General features: G+C 67.5%; 8 protein-coding genes and 2 pseudogenes. 5 read left to right on the top strand and 5 right to left on the bottom strand.

Annotation, left to right across the window (positions count from 1 at the left end):
• Window positions 1–182: 182 nt before the first annotated feature.
• The 5 genes and pseudogenes from QRN89_RS29380 to QRN89_RS29360 all read right to left on the bottom strand — a co-directional run bounded on the left by QRN89_RS29380 (window position 183) and on the right by QRN89_RS29360 (window position 5,101).
• Window positions 183–1,555, bottom strand: a pseudogene (locus QRN89_RS29380) (transposase).
• Window positions 1,556–1,778: 223 nt separating this feature from the next.
• A complete protein-coding gene (locus tag QRN89_RS29375; RefSeq protein WP_290352440.1) occupies window positions 1,779–2,333 on the bottom strand; it encodes a YcxB family protein in 555 nt (184 codons plus the stop codon).
• Window positions 2,334–2,393: 60 nt separating this feature from the next.
• Window positions 2,394–3,044 (bottom strand): annotated as a pseudogene (locus QRN89_RS29370) (IS5 family transposase); the annotation flags it as partial.
• 348 nt (window positions 3,045–3,392) lie between these two features.
• On the bottom strand, window positions 3,393–3,998 hold the full coding sequence (locus tag QRN89_RS29365) for a hypothetical protein (protein WP_290352439.1): 606 nt from the start codon (window positions 3,996–3,998) through the stop codon (window positions 3,393–3,395).
• The gene (locus tag QRN89_RS29360; RefSeq protein WP_290352438.1) at window positions 3,995–5,101 is read right to left on the bottom strand and encodes an ImmA/IrrE family metallo-endopeptidase; all 1,107 of its coding nucleotides are present in this window, start codon (window positions 5,099–5,101) and stop codon (window positions 3,995–3,997) included. Before QRN89_RS29360 ends, QRN89_RS29365 begins: the two co-directional genes overlap by 4 nt.
• A 340-nt stretch (window positions 5,102–5,441) precedes the next feature.
• On the opposite strand from QRN89_RS29360, the gene drmD reads away from it, so the two are divergent.
• Genes drmD through drmC form a run of 5 tightly spaced genes read left to right on the top strand, consistent with a single transcriptional unit; the run spans window position 5,442 to window position 19,203 of the window.
• Window positions 5,442–8,675 carry a DISARM system SNF2-like helicase DrmD gene (drmD, locus tag QRN89_RS29355; protein ID WP_290352437.1) on the top strand — a complete coding sequence of 1,078 codons (3,234 nt, stop codon included), beginning with the start codon at window positions 5,442–5,444 and terminating at the stop codon, window positions 8,673–8,675.
• Window positions 8,672–12,700, top strand: a complete 4,029-nt coding sequence (locus QRN89_RS29350) for an Eco57I restriction-modification methylase domain-containing protein (RefSeq protein ID WP_290352436.1) — start codon at window positions 8,672–8,674, stop codon at window positions 12,698–12,700. Before drmD ends, QRN89_RS29350 begins: the two co-directional genes overlap by 4 nt.
• Window positions 12,697–16,449: a DISARM system helicase DrmA gene (gene drmA / locus QRN89_RS29345; RefSeq protein ID WP_290352435.1), complete on the top strand. Its 3,753-nt coding sequence runs from the start codon at window positions 12,697–12,699 to the stop codon at window positions 16,447–16,449. Before QRN89_RS29350 ends, drmA begins: the two co-directional genes overlap by 4 nt.
• Window positions 16,446–18,479 carry a DUF1998 domain-containing protein gene (drmB, locus tag QRN89_RS29340; protein ID WP_290352434.1) on the top strand — a complete coding sequence of 678 codons (2,034 nt, stop codon included), beginning with the start codon at window positions 16,446–16,448 and terminating at the stop codon, window positions 18,477–18,479. The genes drmA and drmB overlap by 4 nt, the downstream gene beginning before the upstream one ends.
• On the top strand, window positions 18,472–19,203 hold the full coding sequence (gene drmC / locus QRN89_RS29335; RefSeq protein ID WP_290352433.1) for a DISARM system phospholipase D-like protein DrmC: 732 nt from the start codon (window positions 18,472–18,474) through the stop codon (window positions 19,201–19,203). The genes drmB and drmC overlap by 8 nt, the downstream gene beginning before the upstream one ends.
• Window position 19,204: the final 1 nt, after the last annotated feature.

The raw sequence follows: 19,204 nt of genomic DNA, 5'->3' as shown, positions 1-19,204 counted from the left end.
TACGCCGGCCACCGCACGAACTTCAGGATTCCACCCAACCCCCGATGATCACGCGGTGGCCGTCCCTGCTGCGAGCGGGCAGTGTTCACTCGTCGTAGTACTCACAGTCGTCGGCCTGGACACGCGCCCCCAGCACCCGCGCGAGCTCCCGCATCTTCTTGAACAGAATCTCATCTTGTTCTTTATGGTGTGACCGCGTCGCGTTCGGCTTTGGTCTTGGGCCGCTTGACTGTTTTGCCCACGTCGTAGCGGGTGGCGGGGTGCCGGTTCTTCGAGCCGAGCGGTCTGCCGGGGCCGGGTCTGTTGGGTTTCGGTGCACGGGCCGGGCAGGGCAGGGCAAGTTACCGCGGAGGTTCCTGAACCCTCGGCGGACTCGGGCGGGGGTGAGCCGTCCGGGCTCGGCCGGCTTCTCCCAGGGGCGGCGGAGGTCAGCGGCGAGTGGCCGGGTGAGGCGGAGTTGCGTGTGGGCGGCGATGACCAGCCAGGTCCACCGGTCCGCCGCCTCGGGGGTGCGAAGTTTCGGACGGGTCCAGCCCAGCGTCTGCTTGATCATCCGGAAGGTGTGCTCGAGATCGAATCTGCGAAGGAACGCCTGCCAGCGCAGGTCGACGTCCAGCCGGATCACGGTGCCCTCGATGACGGGCAGTTCGCCGGTGTGGTCAATCCACGCGGAGCGGGTGGTCAGCCGGGGATGGATGCGGTCCCAGGCCATCACGCGGGCGGTTCCGTAACGGTCGGTGACCTGCACGGTCGCGGCATCGGGCTCGCCCCAGGTGTCGGGCTTGGCGAAGCGGAACTCCTTGCCGCGCTTGGGCGGCCGCCCGCCCTGTGGCGGCGAGACCCACGGAACCGGGACGGGCTTGCGCATCACGCGGTCCGTGCGCATCCGCCCCAGCACCTCCACAGGCAGTCCTTCCAGCAGGTAGGCCATGCGTGGGGCGTCGTAGCCGGCGTCGAAGACGACCAGGATGTCGCGGTCGCCCACCGTCCAGCGGCCCATGTCGATGAGGTTCTCGACCACACGACGGACCTGGGCCGCGGTGACCTCGGCGACGTCATCGGTCGGCCCGAGCCGTAGCCCGTCCAGGATCTGGCACCATGAGGTCCGGCCCGACTCCAAAGCGGCGACGAACGAGTAGGGCCAGCCGGGCACGAACTGATCCGAGGACCGGCCGCTGCGGCCGTAGACGTGACAGAACAAGCGGTCCGGACTGGTCGGCGCGTCGGGTCGGAGCCAGTGGGTGACATCCACCGCCAGGACCAAGCGCCCGTCGGTGGCCTCGGGTTGCGGCAGCCCCGCCAGCACCTGCCGCAACCGCGGCACATCCACGTTCCCCCGGTTCAGCGCGTCGTACATCGCACCGTGCCCGCGTCGATGCTCGGCCGTCAACGTCAGATCCACCGGCGTGGTCACGGAACCATCCGCGCACAACAACGCGTCGGTCAACTCGAACAGCGCGTCCCCGCGCCCGGTCAGGCAATCGAAGAAGTCGTCCCGGAAGTGTGAAGCCACCGCGAACGCTTCTTGCCTGACATCGTGATGCAGCAGACTCATTCCCCCACGGCCTTCGTACTGGTCAAGTGCCTCTTTCGTCGGAGCACAGGATCAGACGGAGGCCGTGTTCACGTCCCCACAATCCCCGTACGAGCGATCACGTTCGGAGCGTCGTTCGAGGTCACACCTTAAAGAACAAGCTCATCCGGGCTCACAGAGCCCAGTCGGTTCCGGGTCGGCGGGAGTCCAAGCACCGGGGCTGGCGCGGGGTGTCGCCGCCTGATCAGCCGCTGGACGGACGCGGTGCGAGATGCCGCGAGACGACTGTACGTATCCTGTCGATGTCCGCTCCGTCGCGCAGTCCGCGCTTCGGCAGGAGGGCCATTCCGCCCACCGTGTCGTCGATGACCAGTATGAAGAGGCTCGCCGTCTCGATGTAGTGGCGGAACGACGCCCACGGGATCGTGGTCTCCACAAGTGCCGTGGCGGCGTGTATGCCGTTGTCGTCCGCCCGCATGGTGTACTCGCCCTGGGAACGGGCATACCTGGTCATCTGTCGCACTCGGTACAGCTGGTTCACCCACCCGCCCACGAGGCTCCCCAAAACTGAGCACAGGACTGCGGCCACCAGCACGGTCACGCCCTTGGGTGCCGCGAGCGTCAGGAGAACCACGAGAACGGCCGCCGTGATCAGTCCTGCGATCAACGGAATACGCCACCAGTGTGCGGGGGAACCAGACCGTGCGTGCAGCGCCTCGGCCATGTCGGCTCGGGTCGGCAGATAGACCAGCTCGACACCGGCCGACACCGGTGCCGACTCCGGCTCCTCGTTGTCCATGGAGCGGGATCGTAGCGGCACCCGGCGGACCGCCGTGACCAGGGTTCACAGCTCCGTGCATCACTCTGTCGGCGGCATTGATGCGAGCCGCCTCCAGCAGATGAGTGCGCATCCGAGGGTGAGGAAGGCTTCGTGGATGTCGTCACGGATCTCCCAACGGATTCGCAGGCGGCGGAACCAGTGCAGATGGGCGATGGCGCGCTCCACGACCCAGCGTTGGGTGCCTAGTCCGAGCCGTGCTCGGTGCCCCGGCGGGCGATCAAGGGTTTCACGCCGAGTTCCCGGACAAGGCGGCGGTACTTGTCGTGGTCGTAGCCGCGGTCACCCAGCACCACATCCGGGCGGCTCCTGGGCTGGCCGCGCTTGCCCCGCACCGGCGGTACCGCCTCCAGTAGCGGTGACGTCGTTGCGGTTGCCGCCGGTCAAGGTGGCGGCGAGTGGGATGCCGGTGGCGTCCGTGATCAGATGGCGTTTGCTGTCCGTCCTGCCCCGGTCGACAGGGCTTCGTCCTGTCTTGGAGCCCCTTTTTTGCGCTCGTACGTGAGAGCCGTCGACCGCGGCCTGGGAGAAGTCCATGGCGTTCGCGCGGCGCAGCTTCGCGAGGAGGACCTCGTGCAGCCGGGGCCACGCCTCAGCCTCGGTCCACTCGGCCAGCCGACGCCAGCAGGTCATGCCCGACCCGAAGCCGAGTTCCTGGGGAAGGTGTTCCCAGGCGACACACGGGCCGCTTGCTTCGCCAGCCCTGGCTCGTCCAAAGAGGGAGGCGTCCCATGCGCTTGGCCGTCAACGCGCCTGGCTGGGTAGGACCCAGAGCGGCGAGCATCTTCAGGGTCTCCAGGACGATGGACTGGGTCGTCCCGTCCGGCTCATCCGGACCCTGCTTCCGGTCCCGATGTGCCAGCTCCTTGATCACAGCCGTGGCGTCGTCCACATTCGGCAAGCGCACTCCGAGCCGCTGCCAGAACTCCTCGCTGCCTGGAAACGCGGGAGCGAACACACGGAGTGGGCCAAAGAGCGGCGTCCCGCGCAGGCACTGGCTCGGCACTGGGGAGGCAGTTTTTACGTGGTGTGCGCGGTAGCTTCGCCGTCGCTCTGACCAGGTAAGAGTTCAGCGAGCGACCATGGGAGGACGGTGAGGTCGGCGACAGACTGGGGAAGCCGCGGATAGCGGTTCAACTGGCGCATCTTCTGCATCAGGGCGAAGCCGTCCTCCGCCACGACGAATCCCGCTTTCACGGCAAGCTGCATCACGTCGAGCGTCTCCGCCGTCATGATGCCCTGCCCAATCGCATACTCCAGAGCGGATTTATCGTCCGATATCCACCATGCACCGGAGAACTGGGGCCAGTGTTGGATGATGTGGCAGGTCTCGGCCTCGCCGAGGTGCTGCAGGTACCGGTCGGCCTGACCGCCGAACACAGCCGTGCGAAGGTGCCCGACGTTCTCAACGTCGTCCGGAGCCGTTACTCGGATTGCTTCGCCGAGCCAGCCCTGCCGTCTCAGGTCGTGAAGAGCGGGCAGCTGTTCGGCCGATTTGCGGGCCTCCCGCGACACAGCCGCGGTCCACTTGCCGCGGCCGGCCAGGACCGCGCGGAGCAGATCGAGGCGTTCAACGGCGGCGAAGTTGCACAGGACGGTGTTGTCCGGGAACAGGAAGTCGCTCATGCTGTACCGCCGTTGTCCTGTTCGGACGCTAACTGGTCTCTGAGCTCGTCGACATCAAGGCCGAGTAGCGACGCGTACGGACGCAAGGTCGCCTTGCCGGCGTCATAGGCAGCGCGCGTGTCGCGTACAAGAAGTCCGGGGAGCCGTTTCTCCTGCGAGGCCGCGACTTGCCGGTCGAGTTCTTCCACGCGGTCAGCGACGACTGCGGCCTCGCGCACGGTCATGCGCTTGTAGTAGTCGCAGGCGCCGGCGTCGATCACACGAAGCGTGAGCAGTCTGTAGGCCAGGGTCGCAGGGCTGACCATGAAGTCGCAGCACAGCGCGGCAAAGCTTTCCCGGGTCAACCTCACTGCACCGACTGCTTCGCGCAGGGATTGCTCGGGCAAGAGGAAGACGGAAGCGAAGGCGTTGGCTCTCTGCTCGCTCGGATCGATCTTCTGGGCCCGTTCGAAGATATCGCGATCGAGGTGGACGTCCTGGTCGTCGTCGGCGAGAAGGTGCCCAAGCTCGTGCGCGAGAGTGAAGCGCTGACGTGCCGGGTTAGATGTCGTAGTCAGGAGGATGAGCTTGGCACCTTGCCCCATGGCAGCGAGGCCGTCAAAGCCGTCGCCCAGCGGCTCGACAGCCACATCGGCACCGAAGACCGCCTCGATCAGTTCCGGCAGGCCGCCCTGGACCACCAATCGTCCCTGGAGCTCCACCGCCCTCCGAGCTGATTTCGCCAGCGCCTCTCCCTGGGCAGCGTAGGTACTGCCAGCAGGCGCTGCCGGGGAGACGGGCCGCCAAGGCTGCGCATAGCCGAGCTTGTCCAGGTCAGCGCGTCGGGCAACGTAGTCCCGAGCGGCTGCCAGTGCCTCGGCCGCCTTTCCGGTGGTCGTTCTCGCTGCCACGGCCAGTGGGGGCTCGGCTCCGGTGAGCAGCCAGTCCATGGAGACGTGGAATTCATCGGCAATGACCGCGAGATCAACAGTTGAGAAGGGGCTCGTGCCGCTGAGGCACTCAAGGAACTGCTCGGCGTCGAGGTCAGCCTGGTCGGCGAAATTGTGGGGGCTCAAGCCCGACTGGTCGATCAGGCTTCTCACGCGATCGGAGATGCTGGGCACCCGTGGACAGTAGTCCGCCATCTGCCCAGTTCTCAAGGCGCAGGGCAGACGATCCCCAGGTGTCAAACCCGTACTGCTCCCCAGCCGGAGACACCAGCTTCAACTGGAGGATCGCATCGCCATTGACCCGAGATCGAGCGGAGTCCGGTCCCAGGAGCCCGTAGCTGCCAACGCCTCCCGGGACAGTCTGTAAGGGCACTCCTGCACCCGGCTGACCAGCGCTCTCAGCGAGTTCGCGCGACTCGAAGCAGGCCGCACCCAAGGTCGTAGATACTGGTGCTTTCGTGATCCTCCAGCGCCTCGTGGCGGCGCGAAGCGCAAAGGGGGTCTCAGTCCGGCAATGACGGCATCGGTGAAGGAGTCTGCCCAGGTGGCGACCGCTACGGAGCATCCGCAGGGATCAGCGAGCAGTACCGCGAGCGCGACTGCCCTTCCACCGGTCCCGGAGCCCGGGCAGGTCGTCAAGGTCCGGGGCTCGACCTGGGCCGTGTCTGATGTCCGTAAGCAGGGGCTTCCCCGTAGCCCCGCAGATGAGGGCGTGCCCGGCCTTACACATGTGGTCAGCCTGCAGTCGCTGGACGAGGACCGGCTCGGGCAGGAGCTGACGGTGGTCTGGGAGCTCGAGGTCGGGCACACTGTCGCCCCGAATCAGGGGCTGCCGGAGACCGTGCGGGCGGAGGCGTTCGACGATCCGAACACCCTCGCCGCGTTCGTGGACGCGGTCCGTTGGGGTGCGGTCACCTCGGCGGACACCGACTCCTATCAGGCTCCGTTCCGCAGCGGCGCGAACGTGGAGGCGTACCAGCTGGTGCCGCTGAGCCGGGCCCTTCAGTCGTCGCGTACGAACCTGCTGCTCGCGGACGACGTCGGTCTGGGCAAGACCATCGAGGCCGGGCTTGTCGTGCAGGAGCTGCTGCTGCGGCACCGCGCGCGGTCCGTGGTGATCGTGTGCCCGCCGAGTCTGTCGTTGAAGTGGCAGGACGAGATGCGGGAGAAGTTCGGCCTCGATTTCGTCATCGTCAACAGCGAGCTGATGGCGAAGGTGCGGCGGAGCCACGGGCTGAACGCCAACCCTTTCCGGCTCTTTCCGCGCGTGATCGTGAGTATGGCGTGGCTGCCGTCACTGCGTGCGCAGCGCCTGCTGCGCGACGTGCTGGCCGATGTGCGCAGCGCGAGCACGGCCAGGCGGTACGCGTTCGACGTGTTGGTGGTCGACGAGGCTCACCATGTGGCGCCGGCCAGCCCGACGACGGCGCCGGGGCAGCGCGGCTACGCGGTGGACAGCAAGCGGACGACGGCGACGATGCGGCTTGCGGAAGCGTGCGAGCACCGGCTGTTCCTGAGTGCGACGCCGCACAACGGCTATTCGGAGTCGTTCACCGCCCTGCTGGAGATGATCGACGGTCGCCGGTTCACCCGCGGCGCGAGCATCGACGAGCAGGCATTGAAGGAGGTGATGGTGCGGTGGCTGAAGACCGATCTGCCGGACAAGGGGTTCAAGACCCGGAAGCTGGGGACCCTCCCGTTCACGCCGTCGGAGGAGGAGCAGCAGCAGTTCGCGCGGCTGGAGCGGCTGCTGGCGGACAGCGCCCGGGCAAACGGCAAGGGATCGGGCGGGGACATCGTCGCGATGCTGTTGAAAAAGCGTTTCCTGTCCAGCCCGTGGTCTTTCGCCCGCACCCTTGAGCTGTACGAGGGCTCGGACGGCGGTGACCGGCAGCTCCGGATGGACGACGAAGACCAGTACTACACAGAGGTGCTGGGCAGCGGCCAGTCCGACGAGGAGGAAGGCGCGGCCGAACACCCCGAGTTCACCGCGTTGCGCCACTCCAAGGGCTCGGACCCCCTGGTCGCGGCCACCAGCAGCGAGATCGCCTCGCTCATCGAGTGGGGGCGCCGCTATGAGCACAAGCCGGACTCCCGGCTGGAAGCACTCCTGACCTTCCTCGCCGCGGTCTGCCGGCCGGACGGCGCCCACTGGACCAACGAACGTGTCGTGGTATTCACGGAGTACGCGGCCACCCTCGAATGGATCGAGCGCGTCCTGCGGCAGCGCGGCTACAACGACGTGCTGGAGGTCATCCAGGGTTCGACCCCGACCGAGGAGCGGGAGAAGATCCGCGCCCTGTTCACCGAGAGCCCGGACAAGCACCCGGTCCGCGTCCTGCTCGCCACCGACTCCGCCGGCGAAGGCATCGACCTTCAGACCCACTGCCACCGCCTGGTCAACTTCGACATCCCCTTCAACCCGTCCCGCCTGGAGCAGCGCATCGGCCGGATCGACCGGTACGGGCAGACCAAGCACCCTGAGATCTTCCACTTCGTGCCGGTCTCCAGCTCCACGACGTACGACGCGGACATGAAGTTCATGGGGATCATCGCGACCAAGGTCGGGCAGGCCACCGAGGACCTCGGCAAGGTCAACCAGGTCATCGATGCCGAGGTGCAGGAACACTTCGCCCCCACCCGTACGGTGCGCAAGGCCCGGCTGACCGCGCCGGACGACGGCAACGAGGTGATCACCCGCGTGCTGGCCGGCGGAATGGAGCTGAACCGCCGGCTCACCAAGCTCTCCGAGACCTACCACGAGAGCAAGGCCGCCATGCATCTCACGCCCGCAAACGCCCGCCGGGTGGTGGACACGGCGCTCACGCTGACCTCTCAGCCCCCGCTCGTCGAGATCGGCGACGACCGCACCGAAGCACAGGTCTTCGAGATCCCGAACCTCAGCCGCTCCTGGCAGCCAGCCCTGCGTGGCCTGGACACCCGCCTGGAGCCTGGCGTCCCGCGCCCCATCACCTTCGACGACCAGGCCGCGCAACACCGCACCGACCTGGTCCACATCCACCTCGGGCACGCCCTCATGCAGCGCGCCACCCGCACCCTGCGCTCCGCGCTCTTCAGCACGGACTCCCCGGTCAACCGGGTCACCGCCGTCATCGCCCCCGGCCTTCCCGAGTCCTGTGTCGCCGCCGTCTCCCGGCTCGTCCTGGTCGGACGCGGCGGGCTGCGCCTGCACGAGGAGGTGTTCCTCACGGGCGTCCGACTGCGTGGTCAGGCCCTTGCCGAGTCCAAGGTCGAGCAGGTCCTCGACGAGACCCTCGACTCCGCCGATCTGCTCCTCGCCGATGAGAAGGTACGTGCTCACCTCGCCGAGCAGTGGAACGACGACGGTTCCCGGCTGCGCACCCGCCTGCTGACCGCGATGGAACGCAAGAGCGCCAGCCGTCAGGAGAAAGTCACCGAGGCACTCACCCAGCGTCGGGACTCCGACATCAAGCGCGCCCACGAGATCTTCGACGCCTTCCGGCTCAACCTGCGCGAATCCCGCGACCGCCTGGAGCAGGCCATCCGCGCCGAGGAAGAACTGCTGTTCACCGACGACCAGCAGAAGCAGCGACGCCGGGACCTGCACCACATGAACGAGCGCCTGGACAGCCTGGACGACGAGGAGGCGCGCGAGATCGCCTCGATCCAGGAGCGCTACAGCGACATCAGGCCCTACGTATCCGCCGCCGCGGTCGTGTTCGCCCTCACCCCCGAAGACGCGAAGAACGGAATGGTCAAGGCATGAGCCGCCGCTACCCCCAGACCGCCGCCGGCCTGCACCGCGCCTGGCTCGAACTCGTCGACGCCGACGGCCCCTTCCTCGCCGTGCCTGCCCTGGAACGTGTCTACCCCCAGGGCATCCCCCAGCCCGACTCCCGGGCGCTCGACGCCATCAAGGACGCCAAGCCCGCCTTCGAGAAGGCATGGGAGAACTGGGACGAGCACCCGGGCGACGAAGCCGCCCTCGACCTGTACCGCGAGGCCCGCGACACCTGGGTCGACCTCGTCCTGCGCCAGGGGCTGCGCTGGGGCGCCTCCTACACCGTGCCCGCCCCAGCCGCCACCGAGGTCCGCTCGCCCGACTACGCCGTCACCGTGCGCGCCGACGGCGCCCTCGTCCACGGCGACACGACCGGGGCTCTCGTCCTGGTCACCGACCCCACGGACTCCCTTCGCGATCCGCTCACCGACGGCTGGTCGGCCAGCCCCATCGACCGCATGGAGGAGCTACTGCGTGCCTCCGGCGTCCCCATCGGCGTCGTCACCGACGGCCGCTGGTGGGCGATCGTCAGCGCCCGCCCGCAGACCATGGTCGCCTCCGGCATCGTCGACGCCCAGACCTGGATCGAAGAGCCCCAGACCCGCAACGCCTTCATCGAACTCCTCCAGCGCCGCCGCCTGGTCGGCGGCAAACAGCAGGACCGGCTGACCGAACTCTTCGGCGAGTCCGTCACCGCCGCCGAGAAGATCACCGAAGCCCTCGGCACCCAGGTCCGCCGCGCCGTCGAACTCATCGTCCAGGCCCTGTCCGAAGGCGCCCTGGACGCACAGCGACGCGGCGAACCCGACCCACTGCCGACGGCGAGGGGCGAGGTCTACGAAGCCGCCGTCACCGTCATGATGCGCGTCGTCTTCCTCCTCTTCGCCGAAGAACGCGGACTGCTGCCCCAGAGCCGCCTCTTCGCCATGGGATACGGCATCAGCGACGAACTCGACCTCCTCGACGCCCGCGAGAAGGAAGAGGGCGAACAGGCCCTCGACGCCACGTTCCTGACCTGGCACCGGCTCCTGGCCACCTCCCAGGCCCTGTACCGGGGCGCGAGCTTCGAGGACCTGCGCCTGCCCGAGTACGGCGGCTCCCTCTTCGATCCGGCCCGCTTCCCCTTCCTCACCGCCTGCGACTCCCAGGACACCCTGGCCATCACGGTCAGCGACCGCGTCATGCTCGAAGTCCTGCGCGCCGTCCAGATCGCCCAACTGCCCGGCGGAGCACGACGGATCTCCTTCCGCGACATCGACGTCGAACAGATCGGCTACATCTACGAGGGCCTGCTCGGCTACTCCTGCCAACCCGCCGAAGAGATCATCGTCGGCCTGACCGGCAGCGCGGGATCCGAACCCGAGATCCCCCTCGCCACCCTCGAAGAACTCAGCCAGACCAAGCGCACCGAGAACGCGCTGGCCGACGCGATCCTCGCCTGGATCAAGCAGCACCAGCCGGCCGCGAAGCCGTCCAGCAAAGCCGCCCTCACCAAGGCGCTGAAGGCGGGCGACACCCTCGACGACACCGAGATCGCCCTGCGCGACGTCACCGACGACCCCGAACTGCGCGACCGGCTGCGTCCGTTCATCGGAATCATCCGCCGCGACCTGCGCAACCGGCCCCTGGTGGTCGAGCCCGGCGGCGTTCTGCTGGTGGAGACCCCCTCGCGCGCCTCAGCTGGCGCGCACTACACGCCCCGCTCACTGGCCGAGGAAGTCGTCCGGTACGCGCTGGAACCTCTCGTCTACTCGCCCGGCCCACACCAGACCGCCGACCAGGACGCGTGGCGGCCCATCGACTCCGACCAGATCCTCGACCTGCGCATCGCCGACATCGCCTGCGGCTCGGGCGCCTTCCTCGTCGCCGCGGCGCGCTACCTCGCCGACCGGCTCGTCGAGGCATGGCAGCGTGAGGGCGTGGCGTACGGAAGGACGCCGCACGACCTGCTCGTCCACGCGATAAGGACCGTCGTCGCGACCTGCCTGTACGGCGCCGATATCAACGGCATGGCCGTGGAGATGTGCAAGCTGTCGCTCTGGCTGGTGTCGCTGGACCCGAAGCTCCCCTTCTCCTTCGTCGACGACAAGGTGCTCCACGGCAACGCCCTGCTTGGCCTGACCGACGCCGACCAGCTGCGCCGCCTTCACATCGACCCCGCCGTGGCCGGCAACCAGTTCAGCATCTTCGCCCTGGATGTGGACGACATCCTGGACCAGGCCAGCCGCCTGCGTCGCCAGCTCGCCACCGAGGTCGACGACAGCGACCCGCAGCGCTCGGCCGCCACCAAGCGGCGGCAGTTCCGCCGGTACCAGGAGCTGACCGCGCAGCTCGCCGACGTCGCGGACGGGGTGATCGCGGCCGGGCTGCGCTGGGGTGGCAAGCCTGGGAAGCAGTTGAAGGCCGCATACGAGAATCTGCGTCTCGCGGTGGAGAGGGCCTATCCGGCCGATGGCGGGGAGGCGAACCGGACGATGCTCGACGGCATCCAGAAAGTCGGGCTCACCCCGACAGTGACCACGGACTACGAGCGTTGGAAGCCGCTGCACTGGATCCTGGCTGTGCCAGACGTGATGGAGCGGGGTGGCTTCGATGCGGTCATCGGGAACCCGCCGTTCCTGGGCGGGCCGAAGCTCACCGGCTCGATGGGTACCAACATCCGAGATTGGTTTGTCCACGCCCTTGCCGGCGGGCAGAAGGGAAGTGCCGATCTCGTGGCGTACTTCTTCCTGCGAGCGCACGACCTTCTGTCTAGGCATGGCGGACTTGGGCTCATTGCCACAAATTCGGTCGCTCAGGGGTTCAGTCGCAAGGTTGGACTTGAACAAATGTCCCGGAGTGGGTTTACCATCACCCGCGCAATCCAAAGCAACTCGTGGCCAGCGGCGAGCGCTAATCTCGAGTATGCGGCTGTTTGGGGCACTAGGGGAATGGTGGCGCCGAGCTCACCTAGAATTGCAGATGGCATTCCTGTGAGGCGGATCTCTACGCTGCTGGAGGCCGCGGGGCGAACGGACGGGGATCCGGTGCGCCTGCTAGAGAACTCCAGAATCGCTTTCGAGGGATGTAAGCCGTACGGTTCCGGTTTTCTACTCACAGCCGAAGAGGCTGCGGAATGGGTCGAGCGTGATCCGGCAAATGCAGACGTAGTGTTCCCCTATTTGACGGGAGAGGACCTGAACTCTCGTCATGATGCCTCACCCTCACGCTGGATCATTGATTTCTATGATCGTTCAGAAGAGGCGGCGAGTAGGTATGCGCTACCCTATGAGCGCGTACTTCGTGATGTAAAGCCTGCCCGTCAGGGAGTAAATCGCAAGGTGCTTCGCGATCGATGGTGGCAGTACGGCGAGAAGCGTCCCGCACTACGCAAAGCCATCTCAGAACTTACTGAAGTTCTGGTGCTCACCATCCACAGCAGGACTGTTATGCCCGCACGAGTCAAGACCGGGCAGATCTTCAGTCATGGACTCGGAGTATTCGCGACCGATTCACACTCATTCGAGGCGGTCCTCTCGTCGAGCCCACACCAGATGTGGGCCATCAAATACGGATCAGGATTGCGTAACGACCCTCGCTATACCCACTCGGACGTCTTCGAGCCGTTCCCTCGGCCTCCCGCTACTGAGGCACTTGAGGAAGCTGGCAGGACTCTCGATCGCGCGCGCCGTGAAGTCATGCTTCGTCGAGAGTTGAGCCTGACCAAGCTTTATAACATGGTCAATGACCCGGCCATCTCCGACTCTGCCGACCTCGACGTAGCCCGCCTCCGCGAGATCCACGTCGCGCTCGACCAAGAAGTTATGGCCGCCTACGGCTGGGATGACGTCCCCTTGGACCACGGTTTCCACACCTACCGCCAGATGCAACGCTGGACGGTGAGCCCCGCCGCCCGGGTGGAGATCCTCGACCGCCTCCTCGAAGAGAACCACCGCCGTGCCGCGTCGCAGGGTGTTGTCAGTCCCACCGGCGACAATGAGGCCACTGAGGAAGAGGAGGGCGACGAGTGACCACCCCCCGGCGCGACGGCGGCCAGCCCGCAGCGACACCCGGCGGCCCCCAAGCCCCTGCCTACCGTCTCACCCTCGAACCCGACGACCGTTCCTGGACTGCCCGGGAGAACCTGGTCGACATCCTGGAGCGCGAGCTCCTCGGCCCGGCCAACGGCCCGGACGAGGTCCTCGAAGGCGTCCCCGACTCGGCGTACCTGATCGGCCGGATCGCGCCCGTGCGCCTCACCGCCGGCCAGGATGACCCAGGCGAGGCTGGATCGGACGACGCTGCGACCGACGTGGGCGACGCTGTGGATGCCGCCGAGAGCCGGGGCGTGCCGCTCACCGCCGTCGACGACAGCAGCGCGAGTTCGGACGAGGACGAGGTCGAGGACCAGCCGCAGAAGCGCGGGTTGATGATCCCGGCGTCGATGGGGCTGCGCTTCCAGATCCCTGACGATCTGGACGAGTTCACGGTGACCGCCTCGTGGGGCACGTACGAGCCGGTGAAAGAGAAGCGCGGCGAGGGCACCGGAGACGGCGAGGGCGCGGCCCCCGCTCCGGCGCTCCGTCGCTTCCAGCGCACCCCGCACGCCATCGCGAAGACGATCAAGGTTGCCGACCTGAAGCCGTCCCGCACGACCGAGATCGTGCTCAAGGACAAGGTCCTGCTTCGGGTGGATCGTTACGACGACTCCGAGCGTGGCTGTCGGCTGATAGAGGTGGCGTTGTGCAACGACCGGGAGACGCCTCGCAAGATCCCGGTTGAGGCATGGCTGTACCAGACCAAGCTGTCGGTGTCGGCCGGTGGAGCTGAGGTGTTCCTGCCGGTCAATGACGTACTCCTCGATACCCGCGAGGAGCCGGACGACGAGCTGCGGCGGCTGCGGCTTCAGTACCGCAACCGTCTGGAGTTCGCCCATGGCCGGACCTGCTCGGTGGACTGGAAGGTAGCCAAGGGAGCGCGCAGGGCTAGTGAGGTCTGGACGACGTGGCTGCCGGTGAGCGAGACGCCGCAAACGGCCGCCGAGGAGATCGGCGCGGCCCTGCTGGACATGCGCAAGCTCCAGGAGGCATCGACCGACGAACTGCGTACGGGTCTTGAGCCGATCGTCGCAGGTTACACGGCCTGGCTGGACGGCGAGGAGCAGCGGGCCAAGGCTCTTCCGGAGCATCTGCGGTCCGAGGGTCTGGATGCGGTCACCGAGGCACGCCGCGTGCATCGCCAGCTTGAGGAGGGTCTGAACCATCTCCTCGGGGACAAGGAGGCGTTGCGCTGCTTCCGGTTCATGAACCGGGTGATGGCCGATCAGCGTGTGCAGTCCCAGGTCGCGGAGCGGCGGGCGAGCCAGCCGGAGGAAAGCATCGACGAGGCTCGCGAGGCGATCCTCGGGGAAAAGAAGGAACGGGCGCATTCGTGGCGTACCTTCCAGCTCGCCTTCGTGCTCATGCAGTTGCCGTTGCTGTCCGACCCGGCAGCCGAGAAGCGGTCGGGGGATCTGGCCAAGGCGCAGCTGCTGTTCTTCCCTACCGGTGGTGGCAAGACGGAGGCGTATCTGGGTCTGGCCGCGTACACGTTCGCGATCCGTCGCCGCCAGGGCGTCGTGGATGCCTTCGACAGTCCGCTGGACGGGCGATCCGGGGTGGCCGTCCTCATGCGGTACACGCTGCGCCTGCTCACCGCCCAGCAGTTCCAGCGCGCCACCGCCCTGGTGTGCGCGGCGGAGCTGGCGCGGCGCGATGATGTGGCGACATGGGGGCAGGAGCCGTTCCGGATCGGGCTGTGGGTCGGCACCGATGTGAGCCCGAAACGCTACGACGAGGCCGCCGAGCAGTTGCAGAAGGCCCATGGAGGCCGCGGCTATCGCCTGACGGTGCTGCAGATCCAGCGCTGCCCGTGGTGCGGGACCCGGGTCGAGGCACGGGATGTGCGCACGGAGCCCGCGCTGCGCCGGGTGTACGTGTACTGCGGGGACGAGCTGGCCGACTGTCCGTTCGCTGACGGCGGTGAGGTCCCGGACGGGCTGCCGGTGCTCACGGTGGACGAGGAGATTTACCGGCTCGCGCCGGCTTTCGTCATCGCCACTGTGGACAAGTTCGCCCGCCTGGCGCGGGAGGGCGAGGCCGCCTCGCTGTTCGGGCACATCTCGCGGCGCTGTGAACGGCACGGCTTCGTGCATCCCGACTATCAGCAGTGCGACATCAAAGACGGCAGCAAGCACCCCAAGAAGAACGGCTTGCCGGCGGCCCCCATTCACCCGGCCATGCGACTGCGGCCCCCGGATCTGGTCATCCAGGACGAGTTGCACCTGATCACCGGGGCACTCGGCACGACGGTGGGCCTGTTCGAGGTGGCCATCGACGTGATGACCGACTGGCGGACGAAGGACGGGCGCCCGGTGCGTCCGCTGCTCGTCGCCTCCACGGCCACCGCCCGAAACGCGTCGGAGCAGGTGCGTGCACTGTACGGGCGCGACGTCACCATCTTCCCGCCGCAGGTCCTGGACGCAGGCAACACCTACTTCTCCAAGGAGATCCCGGTCTCCGAGAAGCACCCGGGACGCAGGTACGTCGGGATCAGCACGACCGGCGTGCGCCTGACCACAGCGGAGATCCGTGTCGCCGAGGTGCTCCTCGCCGGCGGGCAGCTGCTTATCGACCGCTCCGGCCGCGCGGCCGATCCGTACATGAGCCTGGTCAGCTACTTCAGCGCCACTCGTGAACTCGCCGGCATGGCTCGATACATGAGCGACGACATCCAGACCGCGCTCGCCAAGGGCCGCCCCTGGTCGAAGCTCCCCCGCCGCACCGGCACCGACTACGGTTCGCTGCACGTCGCCGAACTGACCTCGCGCGTGGCCAGCGCGGACATCACCGCGACCCTGGACCAGATGGCAACGGCGTTCGACCCGGGCTTCGACTCCACCGCAGGCAAGCGCAACCGGCGCGCGCTCAGGGAGGCGAAGATGCCGGAACCCACGCGTGAGGTCAATCCGTACGACGTGGTCCTGGCCACCTCCATGCTCCAGGTGGGCGTGGACGTGACTCGCCTTGGGCTGATGCTTGTGGTCGGGCAGCCGAAGAACACCGCGGAGTACATCCAGGCGTCCTCCCGTGTCGGTCGTACCGCGGACCGGCCGGGCCTGGTGGTCGCGCTCGGGAACTGGGCGCGGCCGAGGGACCTCGCCCATTTCGAGCAGTTCCGCCACTACCACGAGACGTTCTACGCCCAGGTGGAGGCACTGTCGGTGACCCCGTTCTCGGTGACCTCGCTGGAGCGCGGCCTGGACGGCGTGCTGGTCAGCGCCGCCCGTGTCCTGCAGGCCGCCAAGGCCAGCCAAGGGCTGTCCCCGGAGGACGGGGCGGCCCGTATCGAGGCCGAGCAGCACTTCGCGGGCGAACTCGTCAACGCCCTCGTGCATCGCGTCGCGCGGGCCGGCGACGAGGATGCCGCCACCCGCGCCCGCCTACGCCTGGAGAACCGGCTCGACCAATGGGGCAAGCGACGCAAGAGCCTCATGGAGGACCGTAAGTCGCTGGTGTACGAGAGGGTTCTGGACGACGGCCGGCACGACGCGCTGATGATGAGCGCGGAGAACGCCAAGGCTGGCATCGACACCCGCGACGCCGCGCCGTTCATCGTGGCGAACTCAATGCGCGAGGTGCAGCCGGAGATCAACCTCCTGGTGAGCCCGATCAAGGAACGACTGGTGTACCGCGCACCCGATCATGCCCCTCAGTGGAAGATGCCGGAGGACAACTCGTGAGTGACGAGACGCGCTTCGTCTACGATGTCGCCCACGCCGTCGACCCGCTAGGCGACCTGGAACAGGAGGCGGAAAAGGCCACCAAGCACAACCGTGCCAAGGTCGGCTCCGCCCGCCCCTCCTCCCTGCTCTACACCTACGGCCCCGGCGCGATCATGGACTTGCCACAGTTCACGATCATGCCCACCGGCCTGGACGACTGGGACCGCATCTGGCGGCGCCGCGACTCCGCACCCCCGCAGATCCACGCCCCGCGCCTGCGTGACGTGGTCCGAATGATGCTGCGTTCGCCCGACGTGCAGCTGCGGCCGTATCCCTGGCAGCCGAAGAAACACAGCCGGTCCGCCGAAGGCAACGACCTCGGAGTGCCCTCCCGGGTCTTCCCGCAATGGCTGCGGTGCACGGGCTGCGACATGCTCGGACTGCTCACTCAGTTCGACTACAGCAACACGCACCCTTTCCGCACCGACCTGGCCGTCTTCGAGCACGCCAAGTGCACGGGCCGCGCGGGCGCCGGCACCCGCAAGCCGATGCGCCGCACCGCCATCCCGGCCCGATATCTGCTGGCCTGCGTCGACGGGCACTTGGACGAGTTTCCGTACGATTTGTGGGTGCACCGCGGACAGCCGTGTAGCCAAGCAGAGCTGCCCGCTCTGAAGATGGTCGACCGGACCGCTGGCAAGGGAGCCTCGGCCGTGATCCACTGCGCGTCCTGCGACATGCGGCGACCCATGAACGAGGCCCAGGGCGAGGCAGGCAGGGCGAAACTCCCGCAGTGCCGCGGACGCCACCCCCACTTGGACGGCTTCGAGCCCAAGGGCTGCCGCAACGAGACCCGGCTGATGCTCGTCGGTGCCTCCAACCTATGGTTCCCGGCCACCCAGTCGATCATCGTGATGCCGGAGTCCCAGGAGGAACAGGCCAGCGACCTTGCCGACCGGGTCCGCACTGCGCTGGGTGACAAGCTCGCCAAGTACCGCGACAACTTGGACCTGATCCGGGACCTGCTCGGCATGGACGGCGGCGTCAACATCACGGGCCTGTCCGACCACGACCTGGAGCAGGTCCTTAAGGCGGCCTCAGCCCCCACCGACACCCCCGAAGAGCAGGAGGAGAAGCTCCGCGACTGGGACCCGGTCGACCTCCTCGTCCCCGAGTGGCGCTACTTGCTGCGGGACATCGTCGGCACCCGCGTCGAGGACCCCCAGAGCGGGCTCACCCTCGCCACTCGTGATCGGGGCGACGCCTTGCAGCCGGAGATCACCCGTGTGCTCGCGGTCGAACGCCTTCGCAAGGTGAACGCCCTGGTCGGCTTCACCCGCATCGACGACATGGACCGCGTCGGCGACCTCCCGCGCCGCTTGGCCCCACTGACCCGCACGTCCCGGCCGACCTGGACCGTGGCCACTGAGGACCGGGGCGAAGGCATCTTCCTCCAGCTCGACGAGAACGCCGTCGCCGCATGGGAGAAGCGCGTCCTGGACACCGACTTGTGGAAGCTGCACCGCGAGGCACACGACAGGAACTTCAGGCGCCGCTTCTCCGAAACCGCCGACCAGGTAGATCCCGAGAGCCGCCTGAAGCCCCCGCGCTATTGGCTCGTCCACACCCTCGCCCACGTCCTCATCCGCGAACTCGCCCTCACCTGCGGCTACTCGGCCGCTAGCCTCAGCGAACGCCTCTACGCGTGGCCCGCCGCCGAGGGTCGCGAGCCTGCGGCCGGCCTTCTCATCTGCACCACCGCCTCAGATAGCGACGGCACCCTCGGCGGCCTCGTACAGCTCAGCGAGCCCACGCGCCTCCAGAGGGCGGTCGGCAGTGCGCTGCGCAAGGCCGCACGCTGCTCTTCCGACCCCATCTGCTCCAAGCGCACCCCACAGGATCCCGAGGACTTCCTCCACGGCGCCGCTTGCCACTGCTGCGTTATGGCCTCGGAGACTTCCTGCGAGCGCGCCAACCGCTTCCTCGACCGCCGCTTCCTGCTCGACCTGCCCGGCAGTGACCTCGGTTTCTTCCAGGCCCATGAGTGACGCGGACGCGCCACGGCAGCTCGGCCGGCTGCTGACCGGAACAGAGGCCAAGGACATAGCGGACCGCCTGGCCGACGGCGACACCTTGACCACCGCGCTCAAGGTCGTCGCGGTCGGCCAGCGAGCAGAGGTCCGACGCTTACTGGAGGCAGTCGGCGGTGGTCCCGGAGCGGCACCCCAACAGATTCTGGTCCTGCGGGCGATCGAGGGGGCACGGGCACTTCCGACCACACTGTCACCGCTGTGGACCATGCCTGGACACCTGGCCCAGAGCGGTCCGCTCACCACCTCGGTCACCCGCCTCGTGGACAGCGCCCGACACGCGATCACCTGCTCGACCTTCAACTTCCAGCGCAGCTCAGCACTCTGGACATCACTTCGAACGGCCGCGCAGCGCAATGGCATCGCCCTCCGCGTCTACATGGACACCCGGGCCGCCGACGGCAACGGACAACACTGGTCCCCGTCGACCACAGAGGTAGCCGCGCACCTCGCTCCGGCCGAGGTATGGCGGACCAAGGAATTCGACGGCGGGTACGTCCGCAATCACGCCAAGTTCCTCGCCATCGACCACCACCTCCTCCTGGTCACCAGCGCGAACCTCTCATGGAGCGCGGAGAACAACAACGTCGAGTTCGGCATCCTTATCGACAACCCGAACCTCACCGAAGCCGTCGAACGTGAGCTGAGAGAGGCGGAAGGGGCCCTGTACGAACGCGTGTGAC

This window comes from Streptomyces sp. HUAS CB01, from assembly GCF_030406905.1.
Lineage (GTDB): Bacteria > Actinomycetota > Actinomycetes > Streptomycetales > Streptomycetaceae > Streptomyces > Streptomyces chengbuensis.
The sequence above is the reverse complement of the archived record's forward strand: the minus strand, read 5'-3'. Positions and strand labels throughout refer to the sequence as shown.